The 17,072-nt window shown below is 42.4% G+C and carries 16 protein-coding genes; 7 read left to right on the top strand and 9 right to left on the bottom strand.

The window, feature by feature from the left end:
- Window positions 1-19: 19 nt before the first annotated feature.
- From HZA08_05860 to HZA08_05845, 4 genes are all read right to left on the bottom strand, one after another.
- The gene (locus HZA08_05860) at window positions 20-817 is read right to left on the bottom strand and encodes a formylglycine-generating enzyme family protein (GenBank protein MBI5192952.1); all 798 of its coding nucleotides are present in this window, start codon (window positions 815-817) and stop codon (window positions 20-22) included.
- Window positions 818-1,110: 293 nt separating this feature from the next.
- Window positions 1,111-2,352: an anhydro-N-acetylmuramic acid kinase gene (locus HZA08_05855; GenBank protein ID MBI5192951.1), complete on the bottom strand. Its 1,242-nt coding sequence runs from the start codon at window positions 2,350-2,352 to the stop codon at window positions 1,111-1,113.
- Window positions 2,342-3,226: an N-acetylmuramic acid 6-phosphate etherase gene (murQ, locus tag HZA08_05850; GenBank protein ID MBI5192950.1), complete on the bottom strand. Its 885-nt coding sequence runs from the start codon at window positions 3,224-3,226 to the stop codon at window positions 2,342-2,344. Before murQ ends, HZA08_05855 begins: the two co-directional genes overlap by 11 nt.
- A gap of 77 nt (window positions 3,227-3,303) precedes the next feature.
- Complete coding sequence (locus HZA08_05845) at window positions 3,304-3,924, bottom strand: hypothetical protein (GenBank protein ID MBI5192949.1); 621 nt, start codon at window positions 3,922-3,924, stop codon at window positions 3,304-3,306.
- A 209-nt stretch (window positions 3,925-4,133) separates the two neighbouring features.
- Between HZA08_05845 and HZA08_05840 the strand changes: the two genes are divergently transcribed.
- Window positions 4,134-4,352: a hypothetical protein gene (locus tag HZA08_05840; protein MBI5192948.1), complete on the top strand. Its 219-nt coding sequence runs from the start codon at window positions 4,134-4,136 to the stop codon at window positions 4,350-4,352.
- Between the two features lie 13 nt (window positions 4,353-4,365).
- Here HZA08_05840 and HZA08_05835 read toward each other — a convergent pair whose 3' ends face one another.
- Together HZA08_05835 and HZA08_05830 are read right to left on the bottom strand one after the other, a co-directional pair.
- Complete coding sequence (locus tag HZA08_05835) at window positions 4,366-4,827, bottom strand: phosphate-starvation-inducible PsiE family protein (GenBank protein ID MBI5192947.1); 462 nt, start codon at window positions 4,825-4,827, stop codon at window positions 4,366-4,368.
- 39 nt (window positions 4,828-4,866) lie between these two features.
- Complete coding sequence (locus HZA08_05830) at window positions 4,867-6,096, bottom strand: ABC transporter permease (GenBank protein ID MBI5192946.1); 1,230 nt, start codon at window positions 6,094-6,096, stop codon at window positions 4,867-4,869.
- Window positions 6,097-6,515: 419 nt separating this feature from the next.
- Between HZA08_05830 and HZA08_05825 the strand changes: the two genes are divergently transcribed.
- From HZA08_05825 to HZA08_05800, 6 genes are all read left to right on the top strand, one after another.
- Window positions 6,516-8,090: a radical SAM protein gene (locus tag HZA08_05825; GenBank protein MBI5192945.1), complete on the top strand. Its 1,575-nt coding sequence runs from the start codon at window positions 6,516-6,518 to the stop codon at window positions 8,088-8,090.
- Between the two features lie 150 nt (window positions 8,091-8,240).
- The gene (locus HZA08_05820) at window positions 8,241-10,376 is read left to right on the top strand and encodes an AAA family ATPase (GenBank protein MBI5192944.1); all 2,136 of its coding nucleotides are present in this window, start codon (window positions 8,241-8,243) and stop codon (window positions 10,374-10,376) included.
- A 55-nt stretch (window positions 10,377-10,431) separates the two neighbouring features.
- Window positions 10,432-10,773: a hypothetical protein gene (locus tag HZA08_05815; protein ID MBI5192943.1), complete on the top strand. Its 342-nt coding sequence runs from the start codon at window positions 10,432-10,434 to the stop codon at window positions 10,771-10,773.
- Between the two features lie 59 nt (window positions 10,774-10,832).
- Window positions 10,833-11,015, top strand: a complete 183-nt coding sequence (locus HZA08_05810) for a hypothetical protein (protein MBI5192942.1) — start codon at window positions 10,833-10,835, stop codon at window positions 11,013-11,015.
- A 13-nt stretch (window positions 11,016-11,028) separates the two neighbouring features.
- Window positions 11,029-11,736, top strand: coding sequence for a radical SAM protein (locus HZA08_05805; GenBank protein MBI5192941.1), 708 nt, complete (start codon window positions 11,029-11,031; stop codon window positions 11,734-11,736).
- A gap of 162 nt (window positions 11,737-11,898) precedes the next feature.
- Window positions 11,899-14,760, top strand: a complete 2,862-nt coding sequence (locus tag HZA08_05800) for an Hsp70 family protein (GenBank protein ID MBI5192940.1) — start codon at window positions 11,899-11,901, stop codon at window positions 14,758-14,760.
- An 86-nt stretch (window positions 14,761-14,846) separates the two neighbouring features.
- Here the strand turns inward: HZA08_05800 and HZA08_05795 are convergent, their stop codons facing one another.
- The 3 genes from HZA08_05795 to HZA08_05785 are packed head-to-tail and all read right to left on the bottom strand — an operon-like array spanning window position 14,847 to window position 16,919.
- Window positions 14,847-15,203: a hypothetical protein gene (locus tag HZA08_05795; protein MBI5192939.1), complete on the bottom strand. Its 357-nt coding sequence runs from the start codon at window positions 15,201-15,203 to the stop codon at window positions 14,847-14,849.
- A complete protein-coding gene (locus tag HZA08_05790; GenBank protein ID MBI5192938.1) occupies window positions 15,196-16,083 on the bottom strand; it encodes a right-handed parallel beta-helix repeat-containing protein in 888 nt (295 codons plus the stop codon). Before HZA08_05790 ends, HZA08_05795 begins: the two co-directional genes overlap by 8 nt.
- Entirely contained in the window at window positions 16,077-16,919 is an 843-nt protein-coding gene (locus HZA08_05785; protein ID MBI5192937.1) for a hemerythrin domain-containing protein, read from the bottom strand. The genes HZA08_05790 and HZA08_05785 overlap by 7 nt, the downstream gene beginning before the upstream one ends.
- Window positions 16,920-17,072: the final 153 nt, after the last annotated feature.

Raw genomic sequence — 17,072 nt, 5'->3', positions numbered from 1 at the left:
CGGGATAATTATTCGTTAATTACTTAGGTGACACTGCCAGCCTGAACCCGAATTCCCTGCCTCTGTCATCAGCAGTGAATCTGTAACGTACTGCATTGCGTATGCCCCATGAACTATTCAGCATAGAGCCGCCGCGTACTACACGATACTGGCTCCACTCAGGGCCGGCAGGATTTTTTTCCGCTGTCTTTTTGGGGCGGGTGGAATAAAACTCGCTTTCATGAAAATCATTTACCCATTCCTGAACATTCCCGCTAATATCATATAGACCTAGCCCATTCGGTTTTTTCTGCCCTACCGGATGAGTTTTAATTCCGGCATTATTTTTGAACCAGGCGTAAGCATCTAATCCCTTTTCATTATTCAGTCCTGCCCAGTCTTCCTTTTTTCCGGCGCTCCTTGCAGCATACTCCCACTCTGCCTCAGTCGGCAGCCTGTACTTCCCTTCGGTCATACGATTTAACTTGCGGATAAACTCCTGTACATCTAAATAACTAACATTCTCTACAGGACAATCTTCACAGTAAGCATGTGATGACGGATAATTTCCCATGACAGCCTTCCACTGTTTCTGGGTCACCTCGTACTTTCCAATATAAAAATCATCCAGACAGACCTTATGCACCGGCTTTTCATCAGGGTCTCCATCCCCAATTACATCACCCATGTCAAAGCACCCCGCCTTTACTATGACCATACCATCCATCCCAGGTATGTTTGAAGGCGCGGGGTCGGCAAAGGAAACAGAAGAGAAAAGAATTGAGATTAAGATTAAGAAAAGTGTCAGGCCTTGATTTTTGACTTTATTATGTTTCATCCTAAAATCCCTTCCGGCGGGGTAAGAAAACCCCGCCTATCCATTTCTACGAGGATAGGCGGGACTTTCTTGTCCCGCTGATTTTCATGGCCCTTTGTGAACCCTCGGTTCATGGGGGTTCATCCGAAAATCACCCCCCCAAGCCCCCCCTTGAAAAAAGGGGGGGCTTGCCGTTGGCCATTGAGAACCTTTCCCCCCCTTAACAAGGGGGGGGTTGGGGGGGTGATTTTCATCCTCATTTGTGAAACCTCCGTTTCATGACAGTTCATCCGAAAATAAACCCCATCCCCACCCTATCCCTCCCCTTGAAGGGGAGGGGATATTGTAATCTTCCCCAGTATAGCCTTATGTTTTGCCCCTGTTGCTGAAGGGACATTTCCATGTAATTTGTTTAGCGTCCGGTAACCGAGGATTGCAAAACTGACGGCCTCTTTTGCCTGAGGGGGTATGCCGTATAAAGAAATTTGATTTACCGCAATACCCTCTTTTTTAAATCCTTCATTGATACGACTCATAAGCAATCTGTTTTTTACACCGCCGCCGGTTAAAATAACCTCATCCGGATGAAACTTTTTTATTGCACGATAGACAGTTATTGCCGTAAGGTGCGTGAGTGTTGACACAATATCCTGAGGCTCTGCCTTCCTGTATCTATAAAAAATCTCCTCTGCCAAATCAGTTCCAAATGTTTCTCTTCCTGTAGATTTCGGCGGCCTCTTACTGAAAAAAGGATGAGACAGCAGTTCGATCAACAAACTGTGGATTGGTTTTCCTAAACTCGCAAATGAGCCGTTGAAATCAAGGGTAAGCTTTCCTTTAGACCATATCCTCATTGCCTCATCAATAAGAGAATTTCCCGGCCCTGTATCAAAGGCAACTGTGTCATCAATATGCTCCCTGATTATGGTTACATTAGCAATGCCGCCTATATTTAATACCGCCCTGACCTTCCCCTCCGTTTTAAATAGCAGATAATCTGCCATAGGCACAAGCGGCGCCCCTTGCCCGCCTGCAGCCATATCTGCTGTTCTGAAATCGGATATTGTCAATATGCCGGTTCGTTCTGAAATTACTGACGCCTCACCTATTTGCAGTGTTGAGCCTGTCCTTCTGCCGGATGGCGGGATATGATATACCGTCTGACCGTGAGAAGCAATAGCATTTATATCTTCCGGTTTAAATCCGGTTTTTTTGAGTAATGATAATACGGCCTCTGAAAAGACCTCACCCAATCTGAAATTCAATCGGCATATCAGCTCTGTATTGCCGTTGAATGAATCTCTGATTTCTGCTCTGAGAGAAACTGGATAAGGAGTGTGAATATGTTTGAGGAGGGTAATAGTTATGTTATCAAAAAAACCTCGTTGCTCACCCCCACCCTGACCCTCCCCCCTCAAGGGGGAGGGAATACTCTTGGCACCCTTTCCCTTGAAGGGGAGGGGATAAGAAATCTCCACAAGTGCGGCGTCTACGCCATCGTGTGATGTGCCGGACATAAGGCCGATTATACGCATAACCTTCTTCTTACCGGCCATGTTCCAATACATTCCTTAATGAACCATCTGATGATTCAAGCATATTTACTGCATCTTCACGGCTGAGTTTTTTCCTATACATCAATACTGCTGTTTTTGCATTTCCACCGGATTTAATTAAAAGTCCCTCTGCCTCTTCCATTCCACACCCTGTAATCTCTTGTATCATCCGCTTTGCACGGTTTTTCAATTTTATGTTGGAAGGGATTACATCTATCATATACCCTTTATATACCTTACCAAGTTTAATCATTGCCGCAGTTGAAATCATGTTAAGTACCATCTTTGTAGCTGTCCCTGCCTTTAATCTTGTTGAACCTGCAACAATCTCCGGGCCGACCGGCAGTTTTATAATCCCATCAAGAAACCCATACTCTGCATCATTACATTCCAGCAGCCAGCACACAGCACCTCGTCTTTTCCCTTCTCTCAAGGCAGAAATTGTAAACGGAGTTTTGCCGCTTGCCGATATGCCGAGAAGAAGATCCACTGAACTTATTCCTGCAACAGCCATAGTCCCTGCTGTCTCATCATCCTCCGCCCCCTCAACCGCCTCCGTAAGCGCCTTCTCTCCGCCTGCTATTATACCTTTTACAATGCTTGAAGATACCCCGAATGTCGGCGGCATCTCTGAGGCATCAAGGACACCGAGCCTCCCGCTTGTACCGGCACCGATATATATCAAACTGCCGCCTGATTCTATGGTACTGACAACATCAGCAATAACCCTCTCAATCGAATCCAACGCAGTTTTAACAGAATCAACTACACATTGATTTTCCTTGTCCATAATCCGGATTATTTCTGTTAAAGAAAGTGCATCTATATTTTCCGATAGAGGATTTATTTCTTCTGAAAGCATTAAAGTACCTATCTATAAAAGTATATTTCGGGGAATCATAATATCATATTTTTGAGGAAATAAAATACTGGGAGAATTTATCAGGAAAATCAGAAAGGTATTTTAACGTTGAAACCTACATAATACTTATCTACAATAATGCTGGGAACAATCATATCCTTATTTGTATAAACACGGAGTGCATTTAGTGAAGCCTGCGTAAGAGAAACCAGAAATATTGCCTCCTTCTTTATGCCTGTTGTTTCAGCTATCCCGATTGGGTCGAACTTTTCGTTCTGATAAGGGCTGACATAAAAGGCATACGTTGTGTACCAGAGAAAATCCGTCATACTGAAGAACATTAAGGCGCTATTATAAGTGGATTTGTCATGTGCCCTGTAGCGCCTTAAAGAATATTCAAAGGTATAGCTTGATGCAAGCTCACCTCCGAGATGATATGCAGGTTTTGCCCTGTCATCAATATCTGTTACAGTACTAAGCCCGAAGAAGAAACTATCCTTGTCCCTTTTGAAGAAACTGAGATTATTTCCTTCTGCACCGACCTGATTCGCCACTACAAAGTGACCTGTTTCATGAATACCGAGATTAGTAAGGAATGCAAGACCGACTGCCGGAATGTCCGCATAATCAAATGCTGATGCCTTAACCGGAAACATGCTTAAAACAACGATGAAAAAAATTATTATAAAATTTGAATTTAACCTTTTCAATGCTGACCCTTACTTGTTGCCTTACTTGTTGAATGACATCCTTGTTGCACCCTCTGAATGCCGCAACTTTTAATCATTTTATCGGTCAGCAGAAACAACATCTTTACATGTTAAAGTTTAAATCATGTACTCCGATTGAAGTGCATATCTTTATCCTGAAGCAAAAAAATCAGTACAACTAAAAATACAACAGGGGATAAAAACGAAATATGAAAGAATCTACTAAATGTTATGATGAGATTACTTTGAGTCTGCAGGTTAATAAAAAAATCGGTGAGATTAAAATAGATGTACTGGAACATGAATCGCTGAATAAGATTATGGAAATCCCTCCTCAGATATTATCAGATATAAAGAGGCAGATTGAAGAAATATCAGAACTACTTTTTAAACCGGAAGAAATCAGAAAAGGGTACGATAGGAAATAGCGCCGATGCCGGATTATTGTGAATCGCCTCTTTCTATCTTCGAAGAAAAATAATAGCTTATCACCATTATAAAAACAATAACAGCATATATTCCTATTTGAGCCAGCGTTATCCATCCCTCTGCCAAACCGAGGGCCAGTTTCATTTGTATGATAAGAATCCCCCTGATGCTGGCAATAACACCGATAAAAAGAAATGGGCTAAGAGTAAATGTATGACGTTTTAACTGTCGTATTACCTGCCGGAATAACTCCATCAGAATAAGTACGAACATCAGGTCGCTAATAATATGGGGAATCGAGTGCTCATAAAAATAATAGAAATCCGAATACGCCTCAAACAATAGTATTACCGCAAGAACAACAATACCAACGGCAACAAGAGTGAGTAATACATCATCAAAATAACTCAACCACCGGCACAGGAAATTGATAACCTGATTGGGTTTCTGAGTTTCCGGTTCCAATGTATTCATAATAGATTAAAATAACAAAAAAGATATTGCCGTGTCAATTTACTCGTACCTCAATGCTTCGATCGGCTCAAGCAAAGAAGCCTTGTACGCAGGGTAGAATCCGAAGAATATACCTACAAGGCCGGAAAAACCGAAGGCAAGGACGATTGACAGAGATGATACGATAGTAGGCCAACCGGCAAGTTTTGATAATATGCCGGAGCCTGATACACCGATTAGAATTCCTGCAATCCCGCCGATTAATGACAATGTAAGCGCCTCTATTATGAATTGTAACCTTATGTCCCACGTCTTCGCCCCTACTGCCATCCTTATCCCAATCTCTCTTGTCCTTTCTGTTACTGAGACAAGCATGATGTTCATAATACCTATACCGCCGACAACAAGAGAAACAGATGCAATAGCCCCTAACAACAAGGTCATAACTTTTGATGACTGCTCTGCCGCCTGCATCATTTGGGTAAGATTCCTTACAGTAAAGTCATCCTCCTGCTTAGGGCCGATGTGATGTCTCTGCCTCAGCAATTCTGTTATCTGCCTGCCAGCGGTGTCTAAATCTTCAGTGCTTTTTGCTTTTACCATCATTATCCGTATCATCCCGGGGAATGCAGTACCAAATAGCTTTTTTTGTGCTGTCGTTACCGGAACAATAATAATGTCATCCTGGTCCTGCCCCATTACGTTCTGTCCCTTTTCTGCAAGAACCCCGATTATTGTAAATGGAATCTTCTTGATCCTTATAATCTGCCCTATAGGGTCCATACCGCCGAAAAGATTATCAACAACCGTCTGCCCTAATAACGCCACTTTTGCAGAACTCCTTACATCCTGCTCAGTAAATGGCCTGCCTGATTCCAGTAGACAGTCTCTGACATTCAACACAGCCGGTGTAGTGCCGGTAACACCTGTTGACCAGTTCTGGTGGCCATAAACAACCTGTGCAACGCCGTTATGAACCGGTGCTACATCAGACACTGCAGAACATTCCTTCTGAATAGCAGCGGCATCGCCTATAGAAAGGGTCGGCTGTGAACCCGGCCCCATCCTCACCCCTCCTGATGTGGTAGCGCCGGGCACAACCATCAGAAGATTGCTCCCCATACTTGAAATCTGTGCGGCAATCTGTGTGCTCGCTCCTGTACCGATAGCAAGCATAGCAATCACAGCACCCACACCGATTATAATGCCGAGCATTGTTAGGGCCGAACGCATCTTATTTATCATCAATGCCCTGAAAGAGATCTTTATTGTTGCCGGTATATTAATCATGATAATTTAATTGGTTAATTGGGGAAATTCTAATACTGCTGCTCGTGCTATCCTCGCCATGTTGGAATACTAAAGTATAGTTATTTGTTTGTCAATTGAATGGGATGTATCCCGAATTATCCCGGTATTTTTCTGGTATTTTTTTATGATATTTTTTCTATTGACATCAATATTATTTCTTGCTATTTTTGTGATTACTTTTAATAAAGAAGGAGATTAACTACCCAGAAGATTATTCCAAAATTATTATAGATAACCGTTAACAAAACTGAAACAGGAGGTTAACCATGGGCCTAATAGAAAATGTATTAGAATCCTTTAGGACAACAGCCGCACATCCTAAAACCACAAACCCTGAATCAAGATGTGCACCGTCTATAACCTACTCTGGTACTGAAGTCACACCTGTCAAACTTGGCCTGCCCAAAGAAATAGATTCAGTCTGCCCGGAATGTATGGAGATCATCAAAGCCACACTCTATCCTGCAAACGGTAAGGTCTGGATAGAAAAGACCTGCAAAGAACACGGACATTTCAAAGACATCTTTTACGGAGATATTGACCTTTATTTCAAATGTGAGAAATTCTGGTATGGTGATGGGAAAGGTGTGGAAGACCCTCCTGTAAAGAACGCAACGATCTGCCCCACACAGTGCGGACTGTGTAACATGCACCTTAGCCACAGCGGCCTGCCCATAATGGATTTAACCAACAGATGTAACCTTACCTGCCCTGTATGTTTTGCAAATGCCAATACCTCCGGTTATCTCTATGAACCCTCGTTTGATGAAGTAGCAAAGATGCTTGAGACCCTTATCAATCAGAAGCCGGTTAAGGCCGACAGGATACAATTCTCAGGCGGTGAACCGACAGTAAGGCCGGACTTCCTGGATATTGTAAAAAAGGCAAAAGAACTCGGGTTCTATTACATCCAGGTAAATACAAATGGTATTAAAATGGCAGACTTTGAGTTTGCCCAGGCAGCAAAGGAGGCAGGTGTGCAAAACCTCTATCTCCAGTTTGACGGCCTTTCAGATGAGATATATAAAAAGACACGCTCAAAATCAATATTTGAATATAAGATAAAGGCAATTGAAAATGCAAGAAGGCTTCAGATGGATGTTATCCTTGTGCCTGTTATAGTACGCGGCCTCAACGACAATCAGGTCGGGGATATAGTAAGGTTTGCAGTAAAAAACAGTGATGTAATAAGCGGCATTGCATTTCAGCCGGTCACGTTTACCGGAAGATACAGTCAGAGCCACAGGCTTGAAAAGAGATATACCATGGGCGACCTCGGACGCGACATAGAGAGGCAGACAGGCTACATAGATGCAATGAGGGACTGGTTCCCGATCGGGTGTACATCTCCACTCTCTAAACTTGCATCAGCAATCAACGGGGACCCGGTTTTTACACTTTCACTTCATCCTCACTGCTCACAGGGTACTTATCTTTACGCAGATGATGACGGAAATGTAACTCCTGTCAGTTCTTTTATTGATATGGAAAACTTTCTGAGAGAGGTGGTAGAACTCTCAAGGACACTCAAGCCCTCAAGGTTTGAACTACTTTCCAAACTCAAGGTAATGAACAGGCTGAAGAAATATTATAATGAGAAGAATGCACCAAAGGGTCTCACCTTTGATAAGTTTCTTGCATCTCTTGATGGTTTTCAGGACCAGAATTTACGAAGGATATATGTAGGTAAAAATGGCAGCGGCCGCTACTACAACCACTTCTTCGTAGCAGGCATGCACTTCATGGATGCCTATAACTTCAGCGTTGAAAGGGTCATGAGGTGTGTTATTCATTATATTGACCCTAAGGGCCGCCTGTACCCGTTCTGTGCCTATAACAGTGCCCCTGTCTATCGCAAGAGGATTGAGAAAAAGTTCATGATCCCCCCGGATATACTCAAGGAAAAGATTATATCAGAGGGCAACCCGAAAGAGCTTGAGCTGATAGCAAAGAAGATGGGGGTTTCGTCTTAGAAGACGTTAAACGTAACTATTTACCGTGCTTTTAAGAAAGGGGTAAAGTCTATTTAAACAATAAACTTTACCCCTTTTTATTTCCAAAACAGTGTTTGAATATGGCATTAACATTGTGTTATACTAAGGCAGGTCGGGAGGAGTCCATTCATGAATACTAAAGAATTCCAGAATGAAATCAAAATCCATATTGAGGCGAAGTATCCTGTTTTGTGGCTTGTATCCTTTGAGGAACGAAGGGTTGAGAAGATCATGGAGGAGTTGTGTAAGACCATAGACTTCAAGTACTGGGCATGGTCTGTGTCAAGGGGGCTTTACAGCGGTGAGAAAAAGAAATGGGACCCTCTTGGAAGGGAAAAGGTACTTACTACTATTGAGGAAAAGATTGTTAAAAGCGAGTCTGAAAGCAATCTCTTCTTATTAAAAGACATTTCAGGATACTTCAACTCCCATGAGTTTCTGAGAAAGTTCAGGGACATCCCAACCATTATTGATGAGCGAAACTCCATGAATACCATCTGCATCCTTTCACCGACACTGACTGAGATACCGCCGGAATTAGAGGAAGACATCATAGTCATTGAACTCTCTTTACCTGAGTATGATGAGATTGAAGAGATGGTTTCATCAACCTTTGCAAGGATGATCCCTGAGAAGTGGTACCCCTCTCAAAGGGCAATATTATATAAGTCACTGCAGGGCCTCTCCATGGACAATATCAGAAGGGTTGTGAGAAAGGCCATAAGCCTTAATAAGGGTCAGTTAAACGAGGACTGCATATCATTCATTCAGGAAGAGAAACAGCAGATCATAAAAAAACAGAAGATACTGGATTACTATACACATAAAGAAACCATAGAACATATAGGCGGTCTTGATGAGATAAAGAGGTGGTTTATTGAAAGGGAGCATGTTTTCCGTCTGAGTAAGGAGAAGGTTGATACACTTGGCCTTGATACACCGAGGGGACTTCTTCTTATCGGGGTGCCGGGTTCCGGAAAGAGTCTCTGCTGTAAGGCATTGGCAGGGATATGGAACCTCCCCCTTCTGAGGCTTGATGTAGGGAAGCTGTTCGGTTCTACTGTCGGTGAATCAGAGAAAAACATCCGCAGGGCCATCCAGTTGGCAGAAGCAGTAAGCCCCTGCATACTCTGGATTGATGAGATAGACAAGGCATTTGGGGGGGTCAGCGGATTTCAGGGTGATTCCGGTACCCAGCTCAGGGTCTTTGGTACGTTTATTACATGGCTGCAGGAAAAGGTAAAACCTGTATTTGTTATTGCCACTGCAAATAATCCGAGAAACCTACCCCCTGAGTTATGGAGAAAGGGGAGGTATGATGAGGTCTTCTTCGTAGATCTGCCGAGTGTTGAGGAGAGGGAAGAGATATTCAAAATTCATCTTGAGAGCAGAGGGCAGAGCATATACCGCCTGAATATGGTAGAGCTTGCCCAGAACAGTCAAGGGTACACAGGTGCTGAGATAGAACAGGCTGTGAAGGATTCCATTGTGACCACCTTCAATATGCTTCACCAGGGCAGGAGAGATGAGGAAGTTGAGACAATGATTGACGGACTGTCATCTCTTAACCTGACACAGGCAACACTTCTTAAATCAATAAGAAATATCACCCCGCTATCTGTCTTGAAGAAGGAAGAGATTGATGAATTAAGGACATGGAGTTACAGACGTGCAAGGCCCGCATCACGTTCACTCTTTATGCAAAGGGTCGAGAACCTTGGTGACCAGGAAAAGAGGAACATTGCGGTTCACGAGGCAGGTCATACATTGATGATGTGGCATCACTTCAAAAAAACACCTGTTTTCGTCAGCATAGATAGTTACAAGGACTTTACTGCATTCATACCTACAGGTGAGGCAATGGATAACCTTTTTACAAAGGCTGACCTACAGAAAGAGATCGGCGTCATTCTCGGAGGTATGGTCTCAGAGGAAGAATATCACGGTTCTGATTTAAAGACCGTCGGCGCATCTCAGGACCTCCTTGAGGCCACAAAAATCTCGCGAAAGATGGTAGTAGAATATGGTTTCGGGGATACCATAAAACATGCAAGCCTCATTGCTTTGCAGGATATTGCACTGATGTCAGGCAGAGAGATATTTGAGGATGTCCAGAGGATTCTGGATAATGCAAGAACAGAAACTGAATCAATCCTCTCAAGGAACAAAGAGGTAATTTTACAACTTATAAAATCGCTTGAGAGAGATATATTAATGAATGGCGAGGCATTGGCGGAGTTTTTTAAATATAATAGCATAGCGTAAACAGAGGAAGAAGTTAGAAGTAAGAGGTTAGAAGTAAGAAAGAAGGGGACGGTGAATGTCGTTTTATTGTGTAATTAAAACTGAGCTATCCAATAAAAAATATATAGTAGCAGCACTCTCAGAGATGCAGAAGCGGGGGGAGATTACAAAGTTTATAGTAAATGAGAAGAAAGAGCGGATAGAGGTAAACAGGGAAGGTGAGATTGTTAATATAACAAAAGAAAAAGAGACCAATAATTTTGAAATAGCAGGAATCTCACGACCGGCAAGAGAGATTACAGACAGGCTAAAACAGCTTTATGCGTATGAATCTATCAAAGATAACCTCCCGCTTGATTTTGAGATAGCAAGGGAGACGGAACAGGCAGGGGAGATTGTGATAATGTTGAAAGGATAATTTAGAGACAAGAGGCAAGAAGTAAGACGTTAGACGTAAGACGCAAGAAAGAGAAGAACATGGATCGGCAGATAAAGATAAAGATTACTAAAGACGGTAAGGTGGAGATTGATTCTTCTATCTTTAATGACTGCACTGAGGTCGCAGAGCATTTAAAGAAGGTGCTTGGTAAGGTAGAAAAGTTTGATGTAAAGGATGAGACAGAGGCTTATGCTTATGAGAGGCTGAAGATAAAAGAATAAAGCATGGTGTCAGATGGGTCGTCATAATATAATCAATGTACATTCAATCATACCCTGTTCAAGGGTGAACGGCCCGGGAAAGAGATTGGTTGTATTCTTTCAGGGGTGCAGCCGGAAATGCTTGGGTTGTTTTAATCCTGCTACCCATTCGTTTGAAGAAAATCAATTATACTCTGCGGAAGATATCCTGAAGAACTTCCTCCTGCCGGATACAGAGGGTATCACTGTCAGCGGCGGCGAGCCATTTCTACAGGCTAAGGGATTGTTACAGCTTTTGAAAGCGGCAAAAGAGGAATATGGGTTGTCAACAGTGGTTTATACAGGGTTTAACTATGAAGAACTTAAAGGCTATACCCCCCCTCCCCTTAATTCCCTCCCGCAAGGGGAGGGGAAAACGGAAAAACCTCTCCCAAACTTTATAGATTGGGTAGAGGGTGCTAAGTTTATTTCCTCCCCCTTGAGGGGGGAGGGTAAGGGTGGGGGTGAGCACCAGCCTGTTTTAAACCATATTGACGTCCTCATAGACGGTGCATACAAAGATGAACAGAAAGAACCGACCCTCCTTGCGAGGGGTTCTACAAATCAGAGATTATTATTCTTATCAAACCGCTATCAGGAAAAGGATTTTTATATGCCGGCAAAGGTTGAAATAATTATCAGCAGGGATGGGACTATAAAGGAAACAGGCTTCAGCAGGGTTGATATATATAAGGCAGCTTGATCCGCTGTTAAGGCAAAGCCCCCCTCACCCTGACCCTCTCCCGCAAGGGGAGAGGGCGGCTAATGTTAATTCCCCTTCCCTTGAGAGAAGAGGGAACTAAGATTATTCCCTCCCCCTTGAGGGGGGAGGGTCAGGGTGGGGGTGAGCTATGGAGATTTTTAAATGAGTACAACAGAAACCACACCTCATGAAGAAATATCGTGCATTAGAGATACTTTTAATGCTGTAAAAAATATTACTGATATTCATGACAAAAAGAGGATCCTTGTACGCTGTATCAATTGTATAAAGGAGATACCCAAGACTTATGAGTCTATGTCCGCATACCAGTTATGTGTCAGCCTTGCAAACAGTGTAAAATCCCCTTCTGACAGGAAGGCACTGCTCCTTGTGATAGCAGGGGAAATACCGCGTGATCCTGAGTTCTCTTCCCTTTATGCCGCTGTGATGAAAGATGCGGTACTTGCATCAAATAATATCGAAGACCCAAAGACAAGGAAGGACTCACTGCTGAAGATAGCGGATGAAATCCAGGAAAAACAATCCCTGCACCCGCTCTATGTTCAGGCAATATCAAACGCAATAAAGGCAGCAAATGAGATAAAGGATTCACAGCACCGGATACACGCACTTCTCACTATTGCAACTGACCTCCCGAAAACACACGAGCTTAATCCCCTGCGCCTTAATGCATTTAAACATGCACTTAATCTTTCAACTACAATAAATCAGGTATCCCAGGCAACTTATTATGACAGGAAACTACTGGATGAAATAGCAAGGACTCTCCCCAAGAGCTGTGATTATGCCTTCTACAGGCAATACACACTGCTTGGAATAGCAAAGGAGATACCTAAGACAGGAGAGTTCCTTACCTTATATAAAGATGCTATAAAACTCGCCATTGCTGCGGCTACTACTATTGATGAACCTTATTACAGGAAATATGCACTTTGCTATATCGCAGATGAGGTTCGTTCAACACACGAATTATATCCATTATATAAAGAGACCGTGAAGGAGGCATTCAAGGCATCTGCTGAGATTGTTTCCCCGCTGGCAAAGATCCACGCCCTTATAGAGATGCTGAAAGACTTTGCTAAAAATCCTGACTTTTTCCCACAGATACAGTATGCCCTGAAAAATATACTTGAATTCTATTCAATATCAAAGATGATAAAAGAACTCTCGCCGATGGAGATAATTGACTTCATACTTGTTGCTGAGGATAAAGGGGTTATCAAGGACTCGACAAAGTCAAAGAATACAAAACTAAAGTACGGGGAAATGCTTGCAAAGGAGCTTGAAATAATCGGGCCGATGTTAAATGATATACGTCTTATAGACATCCTTAAACCATATACCCATATATGGATTCAACCCAAAGATTTAAGAGATGCAGTCAGTACAATCGTTGACCGGCTTGAAGAACTAAAAAAACGTTTTCATGGGAAAGAGATTCTCAAACCTGTCTTCAGTCATGAGCACTTCACCTCCCGCAGAGAGCAGGCAATTGAAAATATGTCCGTTAAGGTTGAAGAAAAGTCCTGCATATCAATAGACATTGGGGCTACCAATACGGTTATTATGAGGAAGAAAAAAGGTGTCCAGCCGGAGTACGTCACTCTGAAATCAATCTCAAGACAGCTTAACGGTGTCTCTATTGTCCCATCAATACTAAGCCCCAAATCAGATATAATAGGCGCTGCGGCAGTTAATACCTCGGATAATGATGTAATAATAAACTTTAAGAAGATGCTTCTGGAAAATCAGAAGGAATCCAAAAAATACATGGAGAAGTTTCTTACAATACTGCATCAGCATCTCCGTGATGAGGTATACACTACATCAAAATGGATGACAATGCTATCAGGGTTCTCAGGCGGAATATCAGACAAACTTTACACAACCGTGCCAATCGGATTCCCTGGATATAAACGGTCAGTAAGAGAGATACTGGGCAGGATAATGAAGGGGACAGAGATTGAGATACTTGAAGAGCCCCTTGCAGCGGCCATCGGTTATCAGATGGCGGACCAGAAAGATAAGATAGTATTGATTATAGATTTTGGCGGGAGTACCCTCGATACCATGATACTGCGGCTTAACATAAATAATGTCCATGTTATTGCTAAACCGGACAGATCCAAGATGCTCGGCGGTCATGATATTGATATATGGCTTGCAGGATACCTCGGTGAAAAGCTAGGACATGGCGGAGATAAACCTTCCCCTGAATTAATAAAAAAGGCAGAAGACATTAAGATATCGCTATCCGACAAAAACGAAGCAGTGTTTACCTGGAACGGTACTGATATATGTAAGATTAACAGAAAGGTCTTTGAAGAGGTACTGAACAATCACGACTTTTATAAAGGCGTAGATCAGTCAATATCGTATATCCTGTGGAAGGCGGAGAAGGTTGGTATTAAGAAAGATAAGATAGAGGCAATACTGCTTACCGGCGGTTCATCCCAGATACCATCTTTTAAAGAGAAGGTATCCTCTCTATTTCCAAGGCTTGAGGAGAATAACTCAATCTATAACCACAGCCCATTTTCAGCAGTTGCAATGGGGGCGGCTATGTTTGCATCAAGGAATATTAGTGACAAACATTTAGGCCTGGCTTATGCCATCAAATATCAGACAGAGGACAAACAAGTACCGCCCGCTTATGAGATTATATTTGAAAAAGGGGAGGCATATCCATTTGAAAAAACATTCAGGATAAATCCGGCCCGGACAGTAGGCGAACAGAATGAGATGTTCCTTGAGTTATTTGAAATCCCTGAAAAAAACATAACAAGGAGATGGGAAAAACAGGGGGGCGTTGAATTTATAAAACAGGTGATGAAACCTGAAGAGGATATGGCCTTAAAAGAACTGAAGATTATCACACTGCAGCTTGATGAAACTATAGATGAAGAGGTTCATGTAACATTCACACTCAATGATTCAGGACAGATAAAGATAAAGTATGGAAAGAACCATAGGGAGGTGGATACGGGGATAAGGCTTCAGTGAGCTGTAAGCAGTAAGCTGTAAGCTGTGAGCAGAAGTTAGAAGCAAGATGCAAGAAGTAAGAAGTAAGAAAGAAGAGAAAACTGAAGCTATGTAACGATATGTTTATACATTATCACCAGCCATGCAATAAATAGAAAAAGCCCTAGTCTGCTGCCGTATTTGTAAAACTTCACATTTCTTACACACAATATCTTTCCGCCTATTAATACGAATCCAAATATCCAGCCGATGACTGGCCACATTTTTAAGCCGCCTATAGAGCTTAGGGACATGGTTGCCAGTATTACATAAGCAATACATGACAGATAGCCGTTCACCCTGTGCATTGTTGCCGACATTGCACCAAGCAGCTTATCCCTTTTTACAACCTGCAATCCTGAGATGAAGCTCATTGTTGCAAGGACAAGGCCGGCAGAGGCAATGATCATATTTGTTTCAAACATGCTCTTCACGGTAGAAAATTAAAAATATTCTCCTCTCCACCCAATACAGTAATACACCGAGGTATATCAGCAGAATAGGCAGGATAATATAGAAGTTAGTCCATGTAGGGTTTTCAGATACATCATTACCGGTGGAATTGCTCATAATGATTCCATAAGTATTTCTGTAAACCTTGTTGCCCTTAATCGTATTATTATTAGCAGACCAAAGGGTAATTCCATTCCATTCATTCAGGCTTGCACTGTTGTCCGTCACTTTATTAGAGTTGGCAGAAATAAGGAATATCCCCTTTTCTCTGTTGGAATCAGCCTCATTCCTTTCAACAACATTTCCATTTGAAGCCTCAAGATATATCCCTGTCTGGTCATTTGATTTGGTTTCATTACCTGTTAAAGAGTTATTATCAGAGGAATAAAGGAATATACCATTTCTATTCTCTATACTCTTATTTTCGAGGAGTTTTGAGTTAGTCGTTTTGTATAGATATATTCCTGATATAGCAGATCCAGTGGCAGTAAAACCTATAATGGATACATTATTGGTATCCATCACCTTAATGACCGGTTCTGATGTATTTGACGGTTTGAGGACTGTTACATCAGCGCCTTTTTCTGATTGTAAAGTAAGGGGCTTAGAGATAACTATATTTTCATGGTAATTCCCATTCCTGACTATTATGGTATCACCGGACTGGGAGTTCTCTACTGCATCATGGATGGTCTTAAAATTATCAGGTACATTAATAGTTGCAGCATCAGAATTGATAACAGATAAAAAGACTATTATACCAACAAGAATAAATAGTAATTTCCCCTTCATTTCACTTGACCACTTGAATCCTTGAACCCTCGACCCCTTGAATCCTTTTTTTATTAACAACAGCTATCATCTTTAGCTCCGGCTAATTTAGCTGCTGCAACTGCCTCATTATATTGCTCACGTCTTGCATCAGGCTCTCCGTGGCTGTGTACAAGTGCACATCTCTCCCCATGCTCGATCTTTTTGTGATTTTTCTCTATCTTTGCCATCTCTTCAAGGAGACGCTTCTTACCTTCTGCATCAAGACACTGATCTATCACCTCAAAAAACTCCTCATCCTCTTTACGTATGTGATTCCGTAAATTTGCCAGGGCAGAACCAAAAACTCCATCAAGGATATCCCCTTCTCTTAGTCCATCTTTAATAGAATGGAGAAGGGCCTCAAGCTCCCTATGGTCTTCCTTCATTATAGAGATTTCACCGGATGTGAGGGATGACGCCTTTTCAAGCATTGGGAATAAAATTCCCTCTTCCTTCTCTAAAGAGTGGAGGGCGATATCATCCTCAACTTCTGATACAGTAACCCATAAGCCGTCTAAATCTCTCCGCTTAATCATGTTCTCGATGAGTTCAAGTTTTTTCAATACAACATTGTGTTCTTCTTTCAGTATCTCCATTGGGTCAGTAAGCCGCTTCAACTCTTTTTCCTCTGCTGATAGTTCTATCTGCGGTTCATCCTCTATGCCTGCGTCTTTTACATCTACAACTTGCAGTGTCTGTGTAAAGCCAAGACGGCAATAGCCGCGCGGACTTTTGAAAAGATTTTTATCCTCAAAAGATTCCGAGAGCTGATTAAACAGAGATTCATCTATATGCAGGACACCCTGTTTGCACTTCTTAATCTGGCAAGACTGATGTAAACATTTATATTTTACCTCAAGAAACCGCTCTGCCATGGTTTTTGTCCCCTCCTGTTATGATGCTTCTTGCGAAATTTTCCATCGCTCACCCTCCCCCTACCCCCCTCCCGTCAAGGGAGGGGGAATACTCTATGTACCCTCTCCCCTGGCGGGAGGAGGGTCCGGGTGAGGGGGAAATTATTTGCTTTG

This window comes from Nitrospirota bacterium (assembly GCA_016212215.1).
Taxonomy (GTDB): domain Bacteria; phylum Nitrospirota; class 9FT-COMBO-42-15; order HDB-SIOI813; family HDB-SIOI813; genus JACRGV01.
This window is presented reverse-complemented; position numbering and strand designations above follow the sequence as displayed.